The organism is Streptomyces sp. NPDC033966, from assembly GCF_055575955.1.
In genome coordinates this window covers 620962-637517 of the sequence record NZ_JBVIRQ010000003.1, presented here as the reverse complement: position 1 = coordinate 637517, position 16556 = coordinate 620962, and the positions used below count along the sequence as shown (strand labels likewise).

Below are 16556 nucleotides of genomic sequence, written 5' to 3'. Positions count from 1 at the left end.
GTCCCCCCTGGGGTGCGGACAGAACGGGCGCGGCGGTCAGGCCGTGCGGCGGCGCAGGACGAGGAGGGTCAGGCCCACGAGCGCGGCCGCGGCCCCGAGGTAGAGGGCGGTGTCGATCCACTGGAAGGTCCAGAAGTCGCCGCTGGGATAGACCTTGTGGTAGCGGCCGGTGAAGCCGTGCTCGGCCATGCACGCCCTCATCTCGTCACCGGACGTCTGGCAGACCTTCTCGATGGAGTGCTCGCGGCCGTCCGGCGTGACGTAGCCGAACTGCCCGGTCGACCAGGCGCTGCCGACGAGCCGCTTGGGGGTGTCGCCGGGGGTGATCCGGGTCTCGGGGGCGATCCACGAGGTGCGGAAGTACGTCACGAACACCATCGCGGTGCCGATGGCGGCCAGGGCCGCGCCCATGGCGGGCAGCACGCGGCGCACCAGCAGGCCCGCGAGGGTTCCGGCGGCGAGGCCGAACAGGGCGCAGGCCACCGGGGCCGGGCCGGTCGCGTTGTAGACGGGGGCGTCGTGCCAGTAGGGGCCGTCGAGGGTGTTGGCGATGGGCAGCCACCACCAGGCGACGAGCCCTCCGACGACGGCCGCCACGAGTACGGCGACCAGCGCCGCGAGACCGAACCGGGCCGCGAACCAGCGGCGCGGGCCCACGCCCTGGGTGAGGGCCAGCTTGAACGTCCCCGTCTCCAGCTCCCGGCCGATGAGCGGGGCGCCCCAGAACACGCCGATCAGGGCCGGTACCGCGATGCCGAGGGCGCCGAGCGCGCGGATGCCGTCGGAGTTGCCCTGCATGATCCGGAAGGTGGCGGGGCTCTCGCAGCCCCCGTTCCAGCCGGGGCAGGGCACCCAGCCGGTGGCGTCGATCAGCTCCGTCATCCCGGAGCGCCGGTACGCCACGTACGCCGCGCAGAGCGCCAGCAGGGCGAGCGCGGACAGGATCATCAGGCGCTGCTGGCGCCAGGCCAGCCACAGGACGCCCTTCATGCGGCGGCCTCCTTCTCGGCGGCGGGGCGGGGGGCGCGCAGGTGGGCGAGCAACAGGGTTTCCAGGGAGGGGGTCTCGGTGATCCAGCGGCCGTCGTCGTCCGGCGGCGGCGTACGGACGAGCGCGGTGACCTGGCGGCCGCCGACGGCGGAGTGCACGACGCCGCCGCGGTCGACGGAGCGGGGCAGTCCGTCGGGCTCGGCCGGGTCGGCCCTGCCGGTGATCCAGGTGTGGGCCTCGCGGAGCTCCTGGACGTCCCCGCAGAGCCGGGCGGCACCGTCCTTGAGGAGCACCACGTGGTCGCAGACGTCCTCCAGTTCGGCCAGGACGTGCGAGGACATCACGATGCCGGTGCCTTGCTCGGCGGCCCGGGTCATGAGCAGGGCCATCACGTCGTGCCGGGCGACCGGGTCGAGGTCGGCCAGCGGCTCGTCCAGGAGCAGCAGGTCGGCACGCTTGCCCAGTACGAGGGCCAGCGCGACCCGGGTCCGGTTGCCGCCGGACAGCGACCCGACCCGGGCACCACGGCGGATGCCGGAGCCGGTGAGCAGCTGCTCGGCGGCGTCCTGGTCCCAGTGGCCGCGGTTGAGCTCGCGGCCCGTGCGCAGGGTGTCGGCGACGGTGAACCCCGCGTGCAGCGGCTTCTCCTGGGCGAGGAAGGCGGTGCGCCGGCGGGCCGCGGGGGTGCCGGGGGCCTCGCCGAAGACGCGTATCTCCCCGCTGGTCGGCCGCAACAGACCGGCCGCGAGCTGCAGCAGGGTGCTCTTGCCGGCGCCGTTGGGGCCGACGAGGGCCGTGACGCGGCCCGCGGGCAGCTCGACGTCGCACGCGTGCAGGGCCCGGTGGCCGCCGAACTCCCGCCCGAGCCGGGTGGCCCGTAGTGCCGGCGCGTGGGTCGGATCGCTCACGCCGTTTCCTCTCTCGACTGTCCGGGCCGTGCGGGCCCGGAGGGGTTGAAGCTTTCGTCCACGGCGGCCGCGATGAGCGCCGTGATGTCCTCGCGGTCCAGTCCCTCCTCGCGGGCCCGTGCCATCCAGGCGGCCAGGGCCAGGCGCAGCGGCGAATCGGGGGCCGCGCCGGGATGCGAGAGGGAGCGGCGGACGAACGTGCCCGCTCCGGGGCGCGGTTCGACGAGCCCTTCGCGTTCGAGCTCCCGGTACGCCTTGAGGACGGTGTTGGGGTTGATGGCGGTGGCCGCCACCACCTCCCGGGCCGTCGGCAGCCGGTCGCCCGGCTCCAGCACGCCCAGCCGCAGGGCCTGTTTGACCTGCGTGACGAGCTGCAGATAGGTGGCGACGCCGCTGCGCCGGTCTACTCGGAACTCCATGCCTCCACCTCATTCCACTAACACGTTAGTGGAATAGTGCAGACTTGGTGAGGGCTCGTCAAACCGGCGGAGTATGACCGAACCGTCACAGCCCGCCGAGGCGGGAACGCGGAGGCCGGGCCGGGCATCTAGGTGATCGGCGGGGCCGGTGACGGCCGCGCGGACGTGACGGCGAGAACCGGCGCAGCCGGATGGGAACAGCAAGGTGGGGCGTGGATGAAGGCGGAAACGGTGGCGGGCGGCGACCGGACCGGGCGGGGCCCGGAGAACAGTGAGCCGGGGACCGGCCCCCGCGCCGGCGTCCCGGCCGGTGCCCTGGACGGGCACGGGCCGAAGGACGCCGGCCCGGAGTCGGAAACCGACACCCCCGCCGGCGCCCTGGCCGGGAGCGAGGCGGCCGGCGCGGAATCGGAGTCCGACGGCCGCGCCGGGCAGGAGGCCCCCGCCGACCCCCGGGCCGGGCGCGGAGCCCCGGCCGGCGCCCGGACCGGGCGGGAGGCGAAAGACGCTGACACCGAGTCGGAGAACGTCACCCGTGCCGAGCGGGGACCCGCCGATGCCCTCGCCCAGCGCCAGGCGACCGGCGCCGACGCGGATTCCGGGAACGGCACCCCCGCCGGACGGGAGGCCGCCACCTCCCCGGCGGAGAAGCCTGCCGAGGCCGACCGGGACTCCGGAGCCGGCACCCCTGCCCGGCGGGGGGCTGACGCCCGCCCCCGTGCGGGGAGCGAGGACACCGACGCCGGCGCCCGGGCCGGGTACGAGGCGAACGACGCCGACGCCGGGTCGGAGGAGGACGCCCCAGCCGGGCGGCCGGCCGCCGCCGACGGCCGTCCCGGGAGCGGGGAAGCCCCGTCCGGCGTCCCGGCCGGGCACGGGCCGAAGGACGCCGACGCGGAGTCCGGGAACGACACCCCCGCCGGGGGGAAGGCCGCCGCCCCCACCGCGCAGGAGCCGGCCGGATCCGGCCACGAGTCGGCAGGCGGCCCCCGCCCCCGGCAGGAGATGACCACCCGGGACCCGGAGGACGGCATCCCCGCCCGGGAGGAGGCCGCCGACGCCCGCGCCGGTGGCGACGCGACCGGCCCCGGCACCGAGCCGGGGCCGGCCGATGGCGAGTCCGGGCCGCAGAACGACGTCCCCGCCGAGGGGAAGGCGGACGGCGAACCGGAGCAGGCGCGCGCGGCGGCCCGCGCCGGGCGGCTCCGGGTCGACGCCGGCGAACCCGATGCCGGGCAGGAGACGGCCACCCGTGCGCCGGCCGGGCGCGAGGGGACTGCTCCGGACACCGGGAGCGGGCGGGGTGACGGGCCGGAGGTCCGGGGCTCCGCCGCCCGGAAGACCTCGGGCGGCACCGAGCCGCCGGCGGAACCCGTCCCCGAGCGGGGCAAGCCCGCCCGTTCGGGCGCTGACGCGGAGCCGGCGGGCCGGGCCGGCGCTCCGGCCCGGCCCGGAAGGGACCGGCCGGAGGAGGACGACGCCACCGCGCGGGACGCCGACGAGCCTCCCCGCCCCTCGTGGGCGCGGAAGGACGACCGGCCGGGTGACGCCCCCGCAACCACCGCCGACGCGAAGGAACGTCCCCGCCCGTCCTGGGCGAAGGGCGAGGAGAAGCCGGATCCGCGCACGCCCGCGCGGCAGCGGGCCGGCATGCCCGCGCCCGAGGGCGGTCCGGCCGCCGATGCGTCGCCGGACCACGCCCCGGCCACGGCCGGAGCCGGAGCCAAGGCCGAGCCGGAGGCAGCAGCCGCCCGGCCCGCGCCCGAGGGCGCGGCAGCGCAACCGCACGACCCCGAGCGGACCAGCGAGTTCGTCGCGCTCAAGGACCCCGACGCCGCCAGGCCTCCGAAGCCGAGGCCGGAGCCGGAACCGGAGCCCGCGCAACGCCCCGCGCAACGCCCCGCGCCGGTCGTTCTGGAGCCCACCCGCGAGGCCCCGCTGCCGCCGCTCGAACTGCTGGCCGAGCTGACCAACACCGCTCCCCCGCCGGAGACCCCGCGCCGCACCCTCGCGCGCCGCGTCAAGGTGTGGACGCCGATCGTGCTGCTGCTCGGCGCCGCCGTCGCGGGGGCCCAGATGCTGCGCCCGCTGCCCGCCCCGCAGTTCGTCACCACGCAGACCTCGCACACCCTCGAAGGCTCGACCCCCATCCCCTGGCCGGCCAAGGGCCAGGCGGCCGTGCGCGTACCCGGCTCCGGCGACATCGGCACGTTCGGCGAGCAGAAGCCGGTGCCGACCGCCAGCGTGGCGAAGGTGATGACGGCGTACGTGATCCTCAAGGGCCATCCGCTGCGCAAGAACGACCCGGGCCCGAAGATCGAGGTCGACGCCAAGGCGGTGGCCGAAGGCAACGCCGGGAGCGAGTCCCGGATCATGGGGCTCACCGCCGGGCAGAAGTTCGGCCAGCTGGACATGATCAAGATGCTGATGATCCCGTCCGGCAACAACATCGCCCGCCTGCTGGCCCGCTGGGACACCGGTGGCGACGAAGCCGCCTTCGTCGCGAAGATGAACGCCGCGGCGAAGGAACTCGGCATGAAGGACACCACGTACACGGACCCCAGCGGCCTGGACTCCGGCACCGTCAGTACGGCCGTCGACCAGCTGAAACTCGCCGAGGCGGTGATGAAGGACGAGGCCTTCCGCTCGGTCGTGGTGATGGCCAGCGCCCCGATCGAGGGTCTGTCCGAGCCGCTCATCAACAACAACGGCAGCCTGCTCCTCGCCGGTCTGAGCATCAACGGCATCAAGACCGGATCGAGCACCCCCGCCGGCGGCACCCTGTCGTGGGCCGCGTACAAGACCGTCGGGGGCGAGACCCCGCTGATCCTCGGCACGATGATGGACCAGCACGTGCAGGGCCCGGACCCCGACGGCGCCAACAGCCTGACCCTCGTGAAGGAGAACAGCCGCAAGGTCATCGAGGCGGTCCGCAACGCCCTCGCCCCGGCCACCGTCATCCGCAAGGGGCAGCTGGTGGGTCACGTGTCCGACGGGCTCGGCGGCTCGACCCCGCTCGTGGCCGTGAAGGACCTCACCGTGATCGGCGTACCGGGCCAGCAGCTGCGGCTCTCCCTCGGCGCGGGCGCGAAGCCGCTCCCGCACGAGGCCAAGGCCGGGACGGAGGTCGGCGTGCTGACCGTGGGCGACGGGGACGGCGCCAAGAGCGTCCCCGTCGCGGTGGGGACCGACCTCGTCGAGCCCTCGTTCGGCGCCAGGGTCACCCGCCTGTCCTGAGGCGGATCCCGCTGTGTTTGCATGACCGGATGGACGTACGGCAGCGCGAACCAGAGGACCTCGGCGCGTGCGTGCGCGCACTCGCCGAGGTCCACCACGGCGACGGCTACCCCGTGGACTGGCCCGAGCGGCCGCGGGACTGGCTGTCGCCGCCCGGCCTGCTCGGCAGCTGGGTCGCGGAGCGGGACGGCCGCGTGGCCGGCCACATCGGCCTGTGCCGCGGCGGGCCGGGCGACTCGGCGCCGGAGCTGTGGACCCGGCGGACGGGGACGCCCGTGGAGGGGGTGGCCGTCGTCAGCCGGCTGTTCGTCGCGCCCGGCGCGCGCGGACACGGGATCGGCGCCCTGCTGATGGGCCGGGCCGTGCGCGGGGCGCGGGAGCTCGGGCTGCACCCGGTGCTCGACGTGGTGGCCTCCGACACCGCGGCCGCCGCGCTGTACGAGCGCCTCGGCTGGAGCCTGCTGGCGACCGTCGAGCAGCACTGGGGGCCGGACCGGCCGGTCTCCGTACGCTGTTACGCGGCACCGGCGGACGCCCCTCGGAGCGGCGCTCCGGCCCCTTGACCGGGTTCGAGTACGAATACGGGGATCACCCGGTCGGTCTTCTCCTGGTACTGGGCATACGGCGGATACGCGGCGACCGCGCGCCGCCACCACCGGGCCTTCTCGTCCCCGATGAGCTCACGGGCCGTCATGCGCCGGCGTTCGGCGCCGTCCTGGAGGTCCACCTGCGGGTGGGCCTTGAGGTTGAAGTACCAGGCCGGGTGGCTCGGGAAGCCGGCCTTCGAGGCCACCGCCGCGTACCGCCCCTCGTGTTCCACGCGCATCAGCGGAATCTTGCGGATCCTGCCGCTCTTCGCGCCGCGCATCGTGACGATGACGACCGGCAGACCCGTGTCCCAGAGCGTCGTGCCCCGGGTGCCGCCCGAACTCTCGTACAGCTCTACCTGTTCGCGCACCCACTGGGCCGGACTCGGATCGTACTCGCCCTCAAGAGGCATCGCGCTCACCCCATCGCCGTTGCCGTGTACGGATTGAGTGGGGACATTCCAGCACGAGCCCCGCGCGAAAGGGGAGACCGCCGTTCCGGCGGTCTCCGGCCCCGGTTCAGTTCCAGGGCGCCGGGGGCATCCGCAGCGCTTCCAGCTCCGCATCGCCCAGGAGGTCTTCGACGAGCGGCGCGGGACCGGCCACCTTGGAGGCCCACAGGTCGTAGTCGGTGCAGACGACCCACGAGCGGTCCGCGGCCCAGAGGTTGGCCGGGCTGAACTCGGCCTCGGGGTAGTCGTAGAGGGCTTGGGCGTCGCCCAGGCGGCCCGCGCGGACGTGGAGGTTGTCGAAGTCCCAGGCCCCGAGGGTCAGCGGGTTGTAGTAGGCGAGGACGGGGGTGCCGGCCCCCTGCGGGCTGTGCCGCAGCAGGATCCCGACCAGCCGGTTCCAGCTCTCGCGGTCGAGGCTGCCCTCGGTGGGCCAGCAGATGCCGGACGGGCGGCCGGGCTCCGCCTTGAAGGAGGGGAAGCTGCGGTAGCAGGGCGGCAGCTCCGGGGTGGCGACGGGGTCCCCGAGCCGCCGGGCCAGTTCGGTCCAGCGCAGGCGGCGCCAGCCGGGGCCGGGGTGTTCGGCGCGGCCGAGGCCGTCTCCGGCGGCGTCCGGCGCCTTGACCGGGCCCTGCTCGTGCTCGTACATGGAGTGGAAGACCCAGGCCGCGTCGGGCAGGCCGGGGGGCATGAATCCGGTGAGGCCGTCGTCCTCGCAGAGCTCGGCCAGCCAGGCGGTCGAGCCTTCGGGGGCGGGCGGCCACTGGGCGGTCACGGGCGTCGGGGTCTCGGCCATCCGGCCATGATCCTATCCCGCGGGCGAGGGCCCAGCCAATCGGACGGCTGGATTCCGGCAGCTGGTTTCGGCCACGCGGCCGGGCGGGGCGGCCGGACGGGCACCCAACGGACCCGGCCGAGCGTGCGCCGGGGTGGCCGGAAGGCGACCGTGCCCGGATGAACAAGGGCTTACGGGCTGGTAACTTGCGCGAGTTGATCAAGGCCGGGGCCCGGATTCACCATGCCGCCCGGCCGGAGCCACCCCCCAGTACCAAGGAACCACATTGGCACGCACCGTCCGCACGACGGCCCTCTCGCTCACCCTCTCCTTCGCCCTGCTCCCCGCCGCGCCGGCCTTCGCCGACTCGCCGACCCCGCACCTGGACTCGATCGAGCAGACCCTGCGCCAGGTCTCCCCCGGCCTCGAAGGCTCGGTCTGGGAGCGCACCGCCGGCAACAGCCTCGGCGCCTCCGCCCCCGGCGGCTCCGACTGGCTGCTCCAGACCCCCGGCTGCTGGGGCGACCCGTCCTGCGCCGACCGCCCGGGCTCGCGCCGGCTGCTGGAGAAGACCCGGCAGGACATCGCCCAGGCCCGGCAGAGCGTGGACATATCCACCCTGGCACCGTTCCCCAACGGCGGTTTCCAGGACGCGATCGTGGCCGGACTCAAGGAGGCCGTGCAGAAGGGCAACCGGCTCCAGGTCCGCATCCTGGTGGGCGCCGCGCCGATCTATCACGCCAACGTGATCCCGTCCTCGTACCGCGACGAGATGGTGGCCAAGCTGGGTCCGGCGGCCGCGAACGTCACCCTCAACGTGGCCTCGATGACCACCTCGAAGACCGCCTTCTCCTGGAACCACTCCAAGCTGGTGGTGGTGGACGGCGGTTCGGTGATCACCGGCGGCATCAACAGCTGGAAGGACGACTACCTCGACACCGCCCACCCGGTGAACGACGTCGACCTCGCGCTGTCCGGTCCGGCGGCGGGCTCCGCCGGCCGCTACCTCGACACCCTGTGGGACTGGACCTGCCGCAACAAGTCCAGCTGGAGCAGCGTCTGGTTCGCCTCCTCCGGCAACGCCGGCTGCATGCCCACCCTGCCCCGGCCGGCCGCCCCCGCCGGCGGTGACGTCCCCGCCATCGCGGTGGGCGGCCTCGGCGTCGGCATCCGCCAGAGCGACCCGGCGTCGGCGTTCAAGCCGGTCCTGCCGACGGCCCCCGACACCAAGTGCGGCATCGGCGTGCACGACAACACCAACGCCGACCGGGACTACGACACGGTCAACCCGGAGGAGAGCGCCCTGCGCGCGCTGGTCGCCGGCGCGAACAGCCACATCGAGATCTCCCAGCAGGACCTGAACGCGACCTGCCCGCCGCTGCCCCGCTACGACATCCGGCTCTACGACACGCTCGCCGCGAAGCTCGCGGCCGGCGTGAAGGTCCGCATCGTCGTCAGCGACCCGGCGAACCGCGGCGCGGTCGGCAGCGACGGCTACTCGCAGATCAAGTCGCTGAGCGAGGTGAGCGACGCGCTGCGCGGGCGCCTCACGGCCCTGACCGGCGACGAGCGCAAGTCGAAGGCCGCGATGTGCCAGAACCTCCAGCTGGCGACCTTCCGCGCCTCGGACAGGGCGACGTGGGCGGACGGGAAGCCGTACGCCCAGCACCACAAGCTGGTCTCGGTGGACGACGCGGCCTTCTACATCGGCTCGAAGAACCTGTACCCGTCCTGGCTCCAGGACTTCGGCTACGTCGTCGAGAGCCCGGCCGCCGCGAACCAGCTGAAGGACTCCCTGCTGGCTCCGCAGTGGAAGTACTCGCAGGCGACCGCGACGTACGACTACGCGCGCGGGCTCTGCCAGGCCTGACGGCCCGGCCGGCTCCGGGTCAGCGCCTGCGCTGACCCGGGGTGGCCGCCAGCAGCAGCGCCTCGGAGACGAGGCGGGCGCCCCGGGAGAGGCGGCCGAGCTGTTCGAGCTCGATCGCGTACATCCTGATCGTGTTCTCGATGACCGACTCGGCGACGCCCATCGTCGGCAGCTCGGCCCGGCTGGTGTGCAGGGCCACGCGGACCGCGCGCATCTCGTGCTGGAGCTGGAGCTGTACGTGCCGCGCGAGCAGCGCGTGGTGACGGGTCAGCGTCAGGTAGCTGCCGTAGCGGGCCGGGAGGAGGTCCCGCAGCCAGCGGGTGGCGCTGCGTTCCCAGTCGTGCGTGCCGGGGGCCTTGACCTGCAGGGGCCAGTCCGGGCTGCGCGTGAGGGTGGCCGTCTGGGGCATTCTCGTCACTTCCGAGGGGTGTGGAACTCTGATCGAGAGACTGCGGGGGGGGCGGCCTCGGCCCAGGGGTTGACCGAGGCCGCCAGGGGCGCTCCTCCGGGGGATCCACAAGCCTCGACGCGGCACCCGGTCCCGCCGTGAGGAGGTTCGGCGTACTGGGTGGCCGTTCGAGGCGGACGTGGGGAAACGTCCGCCTTGGCGTCTGAGGGATCCGGAGCGCCGCCGTCAGTAAACATATATACCGTCGAGTAATCAAGGGTATGAAAAATTTCATGCACGTCCCGGCTCTGAATATCTGACCGTCACGCGCGGGGTGCACGAGGAGTCGAACCGGTGCCTACAGGAAGAAACCGTGCTGGTCGGCGACCTGCTCGTACTGTTCGAGCCGCGCCTGGGTCCGCTCCGGGTCCGCGTCGGCCATCGCCTGGAGCAGGGCGGCGGAGAGCATGCCGGGGGCCGCGTACGAGTCGAACACCAGCCGGGAGCCGGTACCGGCGGTCAGCACCATGTCGGCCGCCTCCACCAGCGGCCCCACGGTCGGGTCCGTGATCAGGACGACCTTCAGCCCCGTGCTGCGGGCCGCGCGCAGGGCGGCCAGGGTCTCGTTGGCGTGCCGGGGCATCGCGAAGGCCAGCACCCAGGTCCCGCCGGCCGCCCGGCACTGGAGCAGGGCGTCGTAGGCCACGCTGCCGCCTCGGGTCACGAGGCGGACGTCGGGGTGGATGCGGCGGGCCGCGTAGGCGAAGTACTCCGCGAGCGAGACCGAGATCCGCAGGCCCAGCACCGTCAGCGGCACGGAGCGGGCCAGCTCGCGGCCGATGTCCAGTACCTGGTTGGTGTCGGCCAGGAGCCGGCGCACGTGCTCCAGGTTCTCGATCTCGGCGTCGACGGCGGCCTGCAGTTCGTTGCGGCGGATCTGCTCCCGGCTGTCCGGGGTGCCGGCCACCGCCGACAGGGCGATGGGCTGGAGCACGTCGCGCAGGGCCGGATAGCCGCTGAAGCCGAGCGAGGAGGCGAACCGGGTCACCGAGGGCTGGCTGACGCCCACGCGCTCCGCGAGCTCGGTGATGGACAGGAAGGCCGCCTCGGTGAGGTGGTCGATCAGGTACTGGGCGATCCGCCGCTGCCCGGGTGAGAGGCGGTGGCCGTCGAAGAGCGCGAGGAGCCGGTCGGCCGGCGCCTTCTCCTGCCCCGGCGGGGTCCCGCCGGGCGTGATCGCGGCTGCCTGCGCGCGTGCCTGCTGCCCCGATGACACCGGCGGCCTCCTTCTTACGTCACTCTCCCTCCAACATAGCCCACGCTCCGTGGCCGAATGATCATTTGGGGGGCGGTTGCCGCCGCACCCGTCGGGCACGGCGGCGACCGGTCACGCCTGGGGCCTGGAGGGGCGGCCCGAGCCGCGGGTGAGGGAGTACCCGTAGATGCCCGCGAGGGCTCCGAGGACCCCGCCGGCGGCCGTCCAGAGCCAGCGGTCGGACCACCAGCCGCCGGACCAGCCGTCCTCCGGGGCGCGCGCCTCCCGCTGCTGCTCGGAGGCGCCCGCGATGCCCGGGACCAGGGGCTCGGCCAGGGCCGCGTCCACCGCCCGGGCCCCGCCCGTCTCCTTCATCTCGGCCTCGACCTGCGCCTTCACGGGCAGCCCGAGGTCCTCCTCGTGCGCCCCGACGACCGTCAGGCGGACGTAGTAGCTGCCCGGGAGGGGGTCGTTGGACCAGGCCTCGGCCCCGGAGCGGACGGTGCGCAGGGTGCAGGTGAGCTCCACGGTGGCGGCGTCCTTGGCCGCCGCCGTGCTCTGGTGCCCGTACATGCAGGGCTGCCGGCGGCGCAGGCCGTCGTACACGTCGAGCTGCCACGTCTGCGCGCCGTGCCGGGCGGCGGACGCCGGGAGCGTCACCGAGGCCCGTACGGTGGCCCGTTGGCCGGTGTCGGCGGGGAACGCCCAGTAGAGGTAGTCGCCGGTGGACCCGGAGGCCGTGGCCTTCTGCCCGGGCCTGAAGAGCGCCGCGGTGCGGAAGCCCGTGCCGGCCTCGGTCGGGGCCTTGCCGTCCTTGCCGGTGCCCGCGCCCGCGCTCGCGCTCGGCGTGGGGGTGGGGCTCGGGGCCGCGGTGGCGGCGGCCGCCGGGGCCAGGAGCGCGGCTCCGGCCAGCAGGGCGGCGGTCAGGGTGCGTACGGTACGCATCAGTTGGTCCTCCAGACGGAGATGCGCCAGCGCGAGATCCAGCCCCAGACCAGACCGGCGAGCAGGCCGGTCAGCACCAGGAGGCCGATCAGCCACCAGCCCCGGCCGAGGCCGAAGGAGGCGGCGTCGGAGCCGCCGTCGGGGCCGTCGACGAGGTCGACGGTCAGCTCGAGGGGCATGCCGGGGGCGGTCTTGACGGCCGGGCCGGCGGCGAAGGAGTTGCTGACCTGGAGGCAGACGGTCTCGGTCTTCTCCGCGTCGTCCCCGTCGAGTTCGGGCTTCGGGTAGCGCAGGCCGGTGGAGATCACGTCGGTGCGGCCGTCGCCGGCCTCGGAGCCGCGCACGATCTCCCGCCCGTGGACCGTGGTCGCGCGCAGCAGCACGCCGTAGTCGTTGTTGACGGCCCGGTCGGCGCCGATGCTGACCGAGGCGCGCAGCTCCTGGCCGGGGCGGACGTCGACCTTGTACCAGCGGTGCTCGCCGAAGGTCTCGCGGTCGCTGTAGAGGCCGGCCTTCAGCAGCGGGGCGCTCTCGCACTGCTTGGCACCCTCGGTGGCCACCGGGGTGGCGACGGGGTCGGCGGCGCGGTCGACGAGCTGTCTGACCCTGCCGGAGAGTTCGGCGGTGTGGGTCACCGAGGTGTACGTGCCTCCGGTGGCCTCCGCGATGCAGGTGAGCTGGGCGCGGGTCTTGGCGTCGGGGACGAGGCCGAGGGTGTCGACGACGAGGTGGATACCCTTGGCGGCGATCTCGCGGGCCACTTCGCAGGGGTCGAGCGGGGCGCAGGTGTCCTCGCCGTCGGTGATGAGGACGATCCGGCGGGTGGCGTTGCCGCCCTCCAGGTCCTGGGCGGCGGCCTGGAGGGCCGGCCCGATGGGCGTCCAGCCGGTCGGCGCGAGGGTGGCGACGGCGGTCTTCGCCTCGGTGCGGTTCACCGTGCCGACGGGGTAGAGCTGCTTGGTGTCCTTGCAGCCGAGCGCCCTGTCGTCACCGGGGTAGGTGGCCCCCAGGGTCCTTATGCCCAGGCGGACTTCGTCGGGTACCGCGTCGAGGACCTCGTTGAAGGCCTGCTTCGCGGCGGCCATGCGGGACTGTCCGTCGATGTCGTTCGCGCGCATGGAGCCGCTGACGTCGAGCACGAGCTCGACCTTCGGCGGCTCCTTCGCCGGTCCGTCGGCGGCGGCCGCGGTCGACGGGAGGAGTCCCGCGGTCAAGGCGACGAACAGGCCGCAGGCCCCTGCCGCCAGTCGTTTTCTTGTGATCATCGCCGGATCGTATTGAGGATCCGTCACCAATCCAAAACGCGTACCGGCAGGCGGTCTCCGCCCCGGCGGGGCCGGCTACCAGCGCGCCGGCAGCCGGGTCACAGCGTGCATCAGGCTGCCCGGGATCCATTCCAGGGGGCCGCCGGCCGGGTCGGCCTCCAGGGCGGGGAACCGCTCCGGCCTGGAGGGGGGCGAGTCCGGCCACTTGCCACCGGGTGGGTGCGGCCGGTCCCGTCCCGTCCGTGGGGGCCCGTCCGGTCCGTCAGCCGGTCAGGCCTTCCGGGAGGCGGCCGGTGTGCACCACCCCGAGGTGCTGGGTGGCGCGGGTGAGGGCGACGTAGAGGTCGCTCGGGGCGAGGTCCGCGGGCTCGGCCACGATCACCGTGTCGAACTCCAGCCCCTTAGCCTGGCGGGCGTCCAGCAGGACCACCGGCCGGGTGAGGTCCGGCTGCTCCCCCGACTGCACGCCGGGCAGCGCCGCGGCGAGGGCCGGGTGCAGGGGGCGCGGGGCGATCACCGCGAGCCGGCCCTCGGCGGGTGCGTCCTCGTGCACGGCCCCGGCGACGGCGCCGGGGAGGTCGGCCGCAGTCCGCACCCAGGGGCGTACGCCGGTGGAGCGCACCGAGCGGGGCGGTTCGAAGCCGGGCCGGTGGGCGCGGAGCACTCCGGCCGCCAGCTCCATGATCTCGGCGGGGGTGCGGTAGTTGACGCCGAGCCGTACGTGTTCCCAGCGGTCGCCGACGTACGGGTCGAGGATCTGCTTCCAGGAGCCGCAGCCGGCCTCGTCTCCGGTCTGCGCGGGGTCGCCGACCAGGGTCATGGAGCGGGTCGGGCAGCGGCGCATCAGCAGTCGCCAGGCCATCTCGGACAGCTCCTGCGCCTCGTCGACGATGAGGTGGCCGAAGGCCCAGGTGCGGTCGGCGGCGGCGCGTTCGGCGGTGGTGCGGTGGTCGGCCTCCTCGTGGCGTTCGGCCATCCGCTCGGCGTCGATGATGTCGTGGGCGGCGAGGTACTCGTTCTCCATGTCCTCGAACTCGTAGGACTCCGAGCCCTGGGAGAGGTCGAGGACGCCCTGGGCGTAGGCGACGCGCTCCAGCCGGTCGCGTGCGGCGGCGGCCTCGCGGGCGCTGTCGTCGACGCCGAGGAGTTCGGCGGCCTCGTCGAGGAGCGGGACGTCGGCCGGGGTCCACTCCCCCGAAGTGCGGCGGATCAGCCCGGCGTCCTCGGCGGGGAGGTGGGTGGGGTCCGCGAGGAAGTCGGTGACCAGCTGCTCGGGGGTCAGGTGGGGCCAGAGCGTGTCGATGGCGGCGTGCACCTCGGAGCTGGTGGCGATCTCCTTGCCGAGCTGCGCGATGTCGTCGGGGCCGAGCAGGTTGGGTCCGCCGTAGGGGTCGGCGCCGAGCCGGTCGGCGAGCTGTTCGGTGAGGGCGTCGATGACCGCGAACGCGAAGTAGGGGCGGGCCAGGTTGTGGGGCAGGCCGGTGGTGCGGGCCCGGTCGCGGGCGGCGTGGGCCATGGTCCGGTCGAGCAGGAGGGTGCCGTAGTCGTCGTGGTCGATCTCCAGTGCCGGCTCGGGGACCACGGCGCTGTCCTCGCCGCTGCCGGCGGGCACGGCCTCGGGGAGCGTCTGCCGGTCGGCGACGACCCGGGCGAGGACGCCGGCCATGGCCGCGCGGCCCTTGACGGCGGCGGCGCCGGGGCGGTCGGTGCCGGTGGCCCGCAGTCCCGGGTACAGGTCCCCGGGGGAGGCGAGGAGCACCCCGGTCTCGCCGAGGGCGGGCAGCACCTCGCCGATGTAGCCGAGGAAGGCGGGGTTGGGGCCGACGATCAGCACGCCGCGCTTGGCGAGCAGCTCGCGCTGGGCGTAGAGGAGGTAGGCGGCGCGGTGCAGGGCGACGGCGGTCTTGCCGGTGCCGGGGCCGCCCTCCACGACGAGGACGCCCTGGTGCGGGGAGCGGATGATGCGGTCCTGGTCGGCCTGGATGGTCCGCACGATGTCGTGCATGCGGCCGGTGCGGGCGGCGTCGAGGGCGGCGAGCAGCACGGCGTCGGCGTCCGCGCCCTCGTAGCCGGTGCGCTCGGTGTCGGCGAGGTCGAGGATCTCGTCGTGCAGGGCGGTGACCCGTCGTCCCTGGGTGGTGATGTGGCGCCGGCGGCGCAGGCCCATCGGGACGTGTCCGGTGGCCAGGTAGAAGGGGCGCGCCGCGTCGGCGCGCCAGTCGAGGACGAGCGGGGTGCGTTCGGCGTCGTCCTGTCTGATCCCGATTCGGCCGATGTGGTGGTCACGGCCGTCGGAGAACTCCAGCCGGCCGAAACACAGACCGTGTTCGGCGGAGTTCAGGGCGGAAAGCAGACCGGACTGCTCGGCGACCAGGACATCCCTTTCCAGCCGCGCCTGGAGGCCGGTACCGGCCTCCCCCAGGGCGCCCTGAACTGCCCGTTCGGCCTGGTCCCGCAGGTCTTCGAGGCGCGCGTAGAGCTCGGTGATGAATTCCTGCTCGCTCTGAAATTCGGTGTTTGACAATTTCGCTCCCAGCGCGATACGATGTCCCCGTAAAGCTTCGCCACGCCCTCGTTCAGCAGAGAGCGTGAACCATCGAATATACGCGGAAGCACGCCCCGGACGTCAATTCATCCGGGGCGTTTTTGTGTGCCTTTCCGGTCAGCGCAGGTCGAAGCTGACCGAGGAGGCCTTGTCGTTCATTCCGTCACCGACGTAGGCGTTGTAGCCGTAGTAGGTCTGGTGGGCGCCCCGGAAGTCGCCGTGCTCCCACAGGGTGATCGGGCAGGTGATGCCCTGCGCGGAGCTCACCGTGTCGTTCCACCCCCACTTCGAGAGGCTGTTGAACTCCGGGTAGCGCCAGTTGCAGCCGACGCTGCCGCGGAAGGTGAACTCGCTGCCGCCGGAGTTGGTGTCGCTCCATATCTTGCCGAGGTCCTTGTACTCGGCGGCGGCGCCGAGCGAGGCGGCCTCCGCCTTGGTCGCGAAGCAGCCGCCCTCTCCCGTGTCGACGACCAGGGCGCAGAACTTGGCGGGCTTCGGGGCCGGCTGCGGGGTCGCGGCGGAGGCCGGGCTGACGGCGGCGGCCAGCACGAGCGACGTGGCGGCGAGCGCGAGCGCGGAACGGACCATGCGCATGAATGCTCCTCAAGTATGCGGACAGGGCGCCCCGTTCACCGAAGGGACCTTTGGGAACTGAAGCGCGACATCACCCAACAACGCGGCATATCCACCCGTCCAGGACGTGCAGGTGCCGGTGGCATGTTTCGTACGGGCCCGCGCGCCGGGCCGGCCCGTACGCGGCTGGCGTGATCACGGCGCGCGGAGCGGCTGCCGGGCCGGTCGCCGGCCGGCGGGCGGACGCCCCGGCCGCTCCGGATGGCCGAAGCCCCGCACCCGCGCGGAGCCGGGCGCGCTGCCACCGATTGTCCCGATACGGGCGGACCGGTCCGTGGAGGGGCACCCGT

General features: G+C 73.9%; 14 protein-coding genes. 3 read left to right on the top strand and 11 right to left on the bottom strand.

Annotation, left to right across the window (positions count from 1 at the left end):
• Positions 1-36 precede the first annotated feature (36 nt).
• Genes ACZ518_RS11850 through ACZ518_RS11840 form a run of 3 tightly spaced genes read right to left on the bottom strand, consistent with a single transcriptional unit; the run spans position 37 to position 2317 of the window.
• Positions 37-990, bottom strand: a complete 954-nt coding sequence (locus ACZ518_RS11850; RefSeq protein WP_469112874.1) for a transporter — start codon at positions 988-990, stop codon at positions 37-39.
• The gene (locus ACZ518_RS11845; RefSeq protein ID WP_469112873.1) at positions 987-1898 is read right to left on the bottom strand and encodes an ABC transporter ATP-binding protein; all 912 of its coding nucleotides are present in this window, start codon (positions 1896-1898) and stop codon (positions 987-989) included. Before ACZ518_RS11845 ends, ACZ518_RS11850 begins: the two co-directional genes overlap by 4 nt.
• On the bottom strand, positions 1895-2317 hold the full coding sequence (locus ACZ518_RS11840; protein WP_469112872.1) for a GntR family transcriptional regulator: 423 nt from the start codon (positions 2315-2317) through the stop codon (positions 1895-1897). Before ACZ518_RS11840 ends, ACZ518_RS11845 begins: the two co-directional genes overlap by 4 nt.
• Positions 2318-2533: 216 nt before the next feature.
• Here ACZ518_RS11840 and ACZ518_RS11835 point away from each other — a divergent pair, with 216 nt between their 5' ends.
• On the top strand, positions 2534-5554 hold the full coding sequence (locus ACZ518_RS11835; RefSeq protein ID WP_469112871.1) for a D-alanyl-D-alanine carboxypeptidase: 3021 nt from the start codon (positions 2534-2536) through the stop codon (positions 5552-5554).
• 29 nt (positions 5555-5583) lie between these two features.
• Positions 5584-6117, top strand: coding sequence for a GNAT family N-acetyltransferase (locus tag ACZ518_RS11830; RefSeq protein WP_469112870.1), 534 nt, complete (start codon positions 5584-5586; stop codon positions 6115-6117).
• Here ACZ518_RS11830 and ACZ518_RS11825 read toward each other — a convergent pair.
• Both ACZ518_RS11825 and ACZ518_RS11820 read right to left on the bottom strand, forming a co-directional pair.
• Entirely contained in the window at positions 6069-6554 is a 486-nt protein-coding gene (locus ACZ518_RS11825) for a nitroreductase family deazaflavin-dependent oxidoreductase (RefSeq protein WP_469112869.1), read from the bottom strand. The two genes, ACZ518_RS11830 and ACZ518_RS11825, sit on opposite strands and share 49 nt — an antisense overlap.
• A gap of 106 nt (positions 6555-6660) precedes the next feature.
• Positions 6661-7386, bottom strand: coding sequence for a hypothetical protein (locus tag ACZ518_RS11820; RefSeq protein ID WP_469112868.1), 726 nt, complete (start codon positions 7384-7386; stop codon positions 6661-6663).
• Between the two features lie 265 nt (positions 7387-7651).
• On the opposite strand from ACZ518_RS11820, the gene ACZ518_RS11815 reads away from it, so the two are divergent.
• Positions 7652-9235 (top strand): phospholipase D-like domain-containing protein, encoded by a 1584-nt coding sequence (locus ACZ518_RS11815; protein WP_469112867.1) that lies wholly within the window; start codon positions 7652-7654, stop codon positions 9233-9235.
• 19 nt (positions 9236-9254) lie between these two features.
• On the opposite strand, the gene ACZ518_RS11810 is transcribed toward ACZ518_RS11815, so the two are convergent.
• From ACZ518_RS11810 to ACZ518_RS11785, 6 genes are all read right to left on the bottom strand, one after another.
• Positions 9255-9644, bottom strand: coding sequence for a hypothetical protein (locus tag ACZ518_RS11810; protein WP_362462246.1), 390 nt, complete (start codon positions 9642-9644; stop codon positions 9255-9257).
• A gap of 337 nt (positions 9645-9981) precedes the next feature.
• Positions 9982-10899, bottom strand: coding sequence for a MurR/RpiR family transcriptional regulator (locus ACZ518_RS11805; RefSeq protein ID WP_469112866.1), 918 nt, complete (start codon positions 10897-10899; stop codon positions 9982-9984).
• Between the two features lie 111 nt (positions 10900-11010).
• Positions 11011-11823, bottom strand: coding sequence for a hypothetical protein (locus ACZ518_RS11800; RefSeq protein WP_469112865.1), 813 nt, complete (start codon positions 11821-11823; stop codon positions 11011-11013).
• A complete protein-coding gene (locus tag ACZ518_RS11795; protein ID WP_469112864.1) occupies positions 11823-13088 on the bottom strand; it encodes a VWA domain-containing protein in 1266 nt (421 codons plus the stop codon). The genes ACZ518_RS11800 and ACZ518_RS11795 overlap by 1 nt, the downstream gene beginning before the upstream one ends.
• A 262-nt stretch (positions 13089-13350) precedes the next feature.
• Positions 13351-15612: a HelD family protein gene (locus tag ACZ518_RS11790; RefSeq protein WP_469112863.1), complete on the bottom strand. Its 2262-nt coding sequence runs from the start codon at positions 15610-15612 to the stop codon at positions 13351-13353.
• Between the two features lie 138 nt (positions 15613-15750).
• The gene (locus tag ACZ518_RS11785) at positions 15751-16227 is read right to left on the bottom strand and encodes a hypothetical protein (protein ID WP_469112862.1); all 477 of its coding nucleotides are present in this window, start codon (positions 16225-16227) and stop codon (positions 15751-15753) included.
• Positions 16228-16556 lie beyond the last annotated feature (329 nt).